A 5,042-nucleotide genomic window follows, 5' to 3' on the forward strand; every position below is an offset into this window, starting at 1 on the left:
CGCCTTCGGGAGCCCGTGGACCGCGGTCGAGCTGCGCTCGGAGGGCGGGGACAACCGGATGATCGCCTTTCCCTACCGCAAGTGGGAGGTGTCCCAGTGGAACGTCGACCAGGCCGCCGCCCTGCTGGTGTGCTCGGTGGAGGCGGCCCGGGCCCACGGGGTGGCCTCCGACCGGTGGGTGTTCCTGCACGCGGCGGCGGATTCCGACCACATGGTGCCGGTGACCGAACGGCCGGTGCTGCACCGGAGCCCGGGCTTCTCCCTCGCGGGGCGGGCGGCGCTGGAGGCGGCGGGGACCTCCGTCGACGAGATGGACCTGGTCGACCTCTACAGCTGCTTCCCGGTGGCGGTGTTCACCCAGGCGTCGGAGCTCGGGATCCCGCTCGACCGGGCCCTGACGGTGACCGGCGGCATGACCTTCGGTGGTGGTCCGCTCAACAACTACGTGCTCCAGGCTGCGGTCGAGATGTGCCGCGGCCTGCGGGGCGGTGACGGCCGGCGCGGGCTGCAGACGGCCGTAAGCGGGATGGTCACCAAGCAGGGGGTCATGGTCTGGGGCAGCGACCCGCCGGCCCGGGGCTGCCGGGTGCTGAACGTGACGGCGGAGGTCGAGGCCCGGGTCCCGGCGGTGCCGGTCGGGGCCGAGGGGCGGGGACCGGCCACCGTGTTGACCTACACCGTGATGTACGGCCGCCCCGACCCCGAACGGGCCGTGGTGCTGGCCGGCCAGCCGGGCGGGGTCCGGGCCGTGGCCGTGAGCACGGCACCGGAGGTGATGGCGGCCATGGCGGAGGAGGAGTGGCTCGGACGCCGGGTCGTCCTCGACGGGCGGGGCGGCTTCACCGCCTGAGATGGGGGACGCACCCGGACCCGAGCCGCCCCCTCGGCCCCGGCCGCGTCTGCTGACCGAGCCCCGCCGCTCGGCGCGGGTCCGGGACCGGCCCGACGCCCACTGGTTCGCGGTGGCGGCGGTGTGCGTGGGGGCGTTCATGGGCCAGCTCGACGCCAGCATCGTCACCGTGGCCCTGCCCAGCATCCAGCGCAGCTTCCACTCCGGGGTGAGCGCGGTGACTTGGGTCGGGCTCTCGTACCTCGTCACGTTGGTGGTGCTGGTGGTTCCCGTCGGCCGCCTCTCCGACATGACGGGCCGCAAGCTCGTCTACACCTACGGCTTCGTCGTGTTCATCGCCGGTTCGGCGCTCTGCGCGGTGGCGCCCGGCCTGGTCGCTCTCGACCTGTTCCGCGTGGTGCAGGCGGCCGGCGCCGCCATGCTGCAGGCCAACAGCGTCGCCATCGTGTTCCTGGCCATGCCGCCGGACCGGCTGGGACGGGGGATCGGGGTGCAGGGGGCGGCGCAGGCGCTGGGGCTGGCGCTCGGCCCCACGGTCGGGGGCCTGCTGATCGCCCTCGGGGGCTGGCGGCTGGTGTTCTACGTGAACGTGCCCTTCGGCCTGGTCGGCGCCGGCCTGGGCTGGCTGTTCATCCCCCGCAGCCGGGAGCTGGCGCCGGGCGTCCGATCGGTGTGGGCGGGCGTGGCCGGTCCCCTCTGGGGGTTGTTGCGCCGGCCGGCGTTCGCGTCCGGCGTGGCCAGCGGCCTTCTTTCCTACCTGGTGCTGTTCGGTGTTCTGTTCGTGATCCCGTTCCAGCTGGAGCGGGCCCGCCACCTGAGCACGGGGCGCACCGGGCTCGTGCTCACCGCCCTGCCTGTGGCCCTCGGGGTGGTGGCGCCCGCCGGCGGACGCCTGGCCGACCGCATCGGGCCCCGGCCGGTCACAGCCGGCGGGATCCTGGTGACCGCCGGCGCCCTGGCCGCCCTCGTGACCGTCCACTCGGCGGTGTGGACGGTGGTGGTGATCCTGGCGGTGGCCGGGGTGGGGCTGGGCCTGTTCACGCCGGCCAACAACGCCGCCATCATGTCGGCCGCCCCCCGGGCCCAGTCGGGGTTGGCCAGCGGGGTCCTCAACATGACCCGGGGCGCGGGCACCGCCCTCGGGCTGGCCCTCACCAGCCTCATCTTCGATGGGGCCGGCTTCTCCGCCGCCGTGGTCCTCCTGGCTGCGGCGGCCGCGCTGGCGGCGGTCCCCGCCTTCCTGCGGGGAGGCGTCAGGCCTGGTCCAGGCTCGGCGCCACCACCTCTCTGAAGATCAGCTGCACCGCCGCCGCGGTGGGGATGGCCACCAGGGCGCCGACGATCCCGAGCAGGGCGCCGCCGATCAGCACCGCAACCACGGTCACCAGGCCCGACACCTCAACCGTGCGCGCCATGATCTTCGGCGTGATGAGGTAGTCCTCGAGGAAGCGGTAGATGACGTAGAAGGCGGCGGTGGCGATGGCCACCGGCAGCGACTTGGTCAGCGCCACCAGCGACACGATGATCCCGCCGATGGTCGAGCCCACGATCGGGATCAGGTCCATCAGGGCCACGAAGATCGCCAGGAACAGGGCGTACGGGACGCCGAAGATGATCAGCCACAGGAACGTCCCGGCCCCGGCGATCACCGACGTGGTGATGTTCCCCAGCACGAAGCCGCCGACCCGGTCGAGGATCTCCTCGGAGAGGGCCTCGACGCGCGGCCGCCGGCTGGCCGGCACCAGGCCGTAGGCGGTCCGCTTCACGCGGGGGAGGGAGCCGAGGAAGTACGCGGTCAGCACGATGGTGATGAGGGTCTCGGTGGCGGTGCGCGCCACGAACTTGCCGACACCGAGGGCGCTGTTGGCCAGGTTCGACACGGTCGATCCGGTGCTGACCTTCTTCTGGATGGTCGAGATGATGTGGTAGCGCGCATCGAGATGACCCAGGAAGCCGTTGTGCTTCTTGATGCTGTTCAGGTACCTGGGCAGCTCGTGGGCAAACTGGGTGATCTGGTTCGAAAGCGGGGGGATGGCCGCGGCCAGGAAGCCGGCGAAGATCGCCAGCGCCGCGAAGGACACGATCAGCAGCGCCGCCCACCGCGGCACCCAGCGCGCCACGAAGCGGACCGCCGGGTCGAGGCCGACGGCGATGAAGAATGCCAGCCCGACCGACACCAGAACCTCGCGCAGGGCCCGGACGCCCAGCACCAGGCCGAGGGCGGCCAACACCCCCAGGGCGGCGGTGAAACCGACGATGAACGGATGACTGCGGTTGAAGGGCCGGCCCCTCCGTCCGAGGTCGGTGGGGCGGTGCTCATGGTGGGTCAGCGCGTCGAGCCGGTGCTTCGGCTCCTCGGCGCGGGCCACGGATCCACGCTAACCGTGGCCCGCGGGGGATCCGTTCATCCCCGTAGCGGCGCGACCAGCCCTGTCACCCCCGGAGCTGGGCGACGAGACCTGTCACCCCCGGAGCTGCACGACCAGCTCCATGGCCCTGTCCCACGGGGCCTGCTCCTCGACCAGGGCGCGGAACCGCATCAGTCGCCCCGGATTGCTGAGGCCCACGGCGGCGTGCACCCGGCCGTCCCCCTCGTACAGCGCCACCAGCCGGCCGTCCTCCTCGCTGCCCAGAACCAGGTGGGCGCGGTCCCCGGATTCGGGCAGGCCGAGCAGCTGGATCCGCCGCCCGTGCTGGTCGGACCAGACGTAGGCGACCGGCGCGTAGCTGCCGTCCCGCCCGAGGATCTGCTCGGCGGCGAACGCCCCCGACTCGGCGGCGTTGGTCCAGTGCTCGACGCGCACCCGGCGGCCCAGTGCGGGATGGTGCCAGCGGGCCACGTCCCCGACCACCAGCACGTCGGGGCGCCCGCCGGCCCGCAGCCGCTCGTCGCAGACCACCCCGTTGGAGACCTCCAGACCCGAGCCCTCGAGCCACCCCGTCTCCGGGACGACACCGATGCCCACCACGACCACGTCGGCGGGCAGCCGGGTGCCGTCGGTGAGGACAACCTCCTCCACCCGCCCCGAGCCCACCACGGCCGCCGCCCCCGTCCCGCAGCGCATGTCCACGCCCCCGTCCCGGTGGAGGTGCTCGACGATCGCGCCCAGCTCGGGGCCCAGGGCGGCGTGCAGCGGGGTGGGCAGGAACTCGACGACGGTGACCTGCAGGCCCCGGGCGGCCGCGGCCGAGGCCACCTCGCAGCCGATGAACCCCGCGCCCACCACGACCACGTTGCCGCCGGCCTCGAAGGCGGCCCGCAGAGCCAGGCCGTCCTCCATCGTGCGCAGCACGTGCACGCCGTCCAGATCCAGCCCGTTCTGGTCGACGGGAAGGGCGCGGGGCCGGGCGCCGGTCGCGATGACGACCCGGTCGTAGGAAAGGGAGCGGCCGTCGGCCAGCTCCACCCGCCGGGACGCCGGATCGAGGCCCTGGGCCGCCACCCCCAGCTCGAGATCGACGTCCAGCTCCTCGAGCTCGGCCGGGCTGGTGAGGGCGGCGAACTCCGGCTCCTTGGTGCCGAGCAGGATCTCCTTGGACAGCGGCGGCCGGTCGTAGGGCAGGTCCTTCTCGGCCCCGACCAGCACGATGTCCCCGTCGAACCCGCCCTCGCGGAGGGCCTGCGAGGTGCGGAGGCCCGCCAGCGACGCACCCACGATCACGACCTGCACGCAACCTATGCTTCCACGGTGAGCCCGATCGACCAGTCCGCCGCCGACCTGGCCCTTCTCGTCCTCCGCCTCACCGTGGGTGCGGTGTTCCTGGCACATGGGATCAACCACATCTTCGGGGGCGGCAAGATCGCCGGCACGGGTCGGTGGTTCGAGTCCCTCGGCATGCGCCCGGGCTGGGTCCACGCCTGGACCGCCAGCCTCACCGAGGTCGGGGCGGGAGCACTCCTCGTGCTCGGCCTGCTCACCCCGGTGGCCGCCGCCGGGGTGGTGGGCGTGATGCTCGTGGCCTGGATCACCAACCACCGCGGCAACGGCTTCTTCATCTTCCGCCCCGGTGAGGGGTGGGAGTACGTGATGACCCTCACGGCCCTGGGCGTGGTCCTGGCCATGCTCGGTCCGGGGGGCTGGAGCGTGGACCGCCTGGCGGGGCTGCTCCGGCTGGACGGGTGGACTGGTCTCTGGATCGCTCTGGGAGCGGGAGGGGGCGGGTCGGCCCTGCTCCTGGCCACCGCCTGGCG

5 protein-coding genes are annotated in these 5,042 nt (G+C 73.2%); 3 read left to right on the plus strand and 2 right to left on the minus strand.

All coding sequences use genetic code 11. The features are described from left to right. Positions 1 to 850: hypothetical protein (locus VFW24_08830; GenBank protein ID HEX5266866.1), on the plus strand; the 850-nt coding region annotated here is incomplete at its 5' end. A gap of 1 nt (position 851) precedes the next feature. Further along, the gene (locus VFW24_08835) at positions 852 to 2,141 is read left to right on the plus strand and encodes an MFS transporter (protein ID HEX5266867.1); all 1,290 of its coding nucleotides are present in this window, start codon (positions 852 to 854) and stop codon (positions 2,139 to 2,141) included. Here the strand turns inward: VFW24_08835 and VFW24_08840 are convergent. Then, entirely contained in the window at positions 2,104 to 3,219 is a 1,116-nt protein-coding gene (locus VFW24_08840; GenBank protein HEX5266868.1) for an AI-2E family transporter, read from the minus strand. The genes VFW24_08835 and VFW24_08840 overlap by 38 nt on opposite strands. A 93-nt stretch (positions 3,220 to 3,312) precedes the next feature. Beyond that, a complete protein-coding gene (locus VFW24_08845; protein ID HEX5266869.1) occupies positions 3,313 to 4,521 on the minus strand; it encodes an FAD/NAD(P)-binding oxidoreductase in 1,209 nt (402 codons plus the stop codon). Positions 4,522 to 4,539: 18 nt separating this feature from the next. Between VFW24_08845 and VFW24_08850 the strand changes: the two genes are divergently transcribed. After that, the coding region (locus VFW24_08850; protein HEX5266870.1) for a DoxX family protein at positions 4,540 to 5,042 on the plus strand (503 nt) is incomplete at its 3' end.

This window comes from Acidimicrobiales bacterium (assembly GCA_036273495.1).
GTDB lineage: Bacteria > Actinomycetota > Acidimicrobiia > Acidimicrobiales > JAJPHE01 > DASSEU01.

Excerpts from the sequence above, each read along its gene's own strand:
- VFW24_08835 (HEX5266867.1), top strand. The coding sequence starts at position 852 with ATGGGGGACGCACCCGGACCCGAGCCGCCCCCTCGGCCCCGGCCGCGT.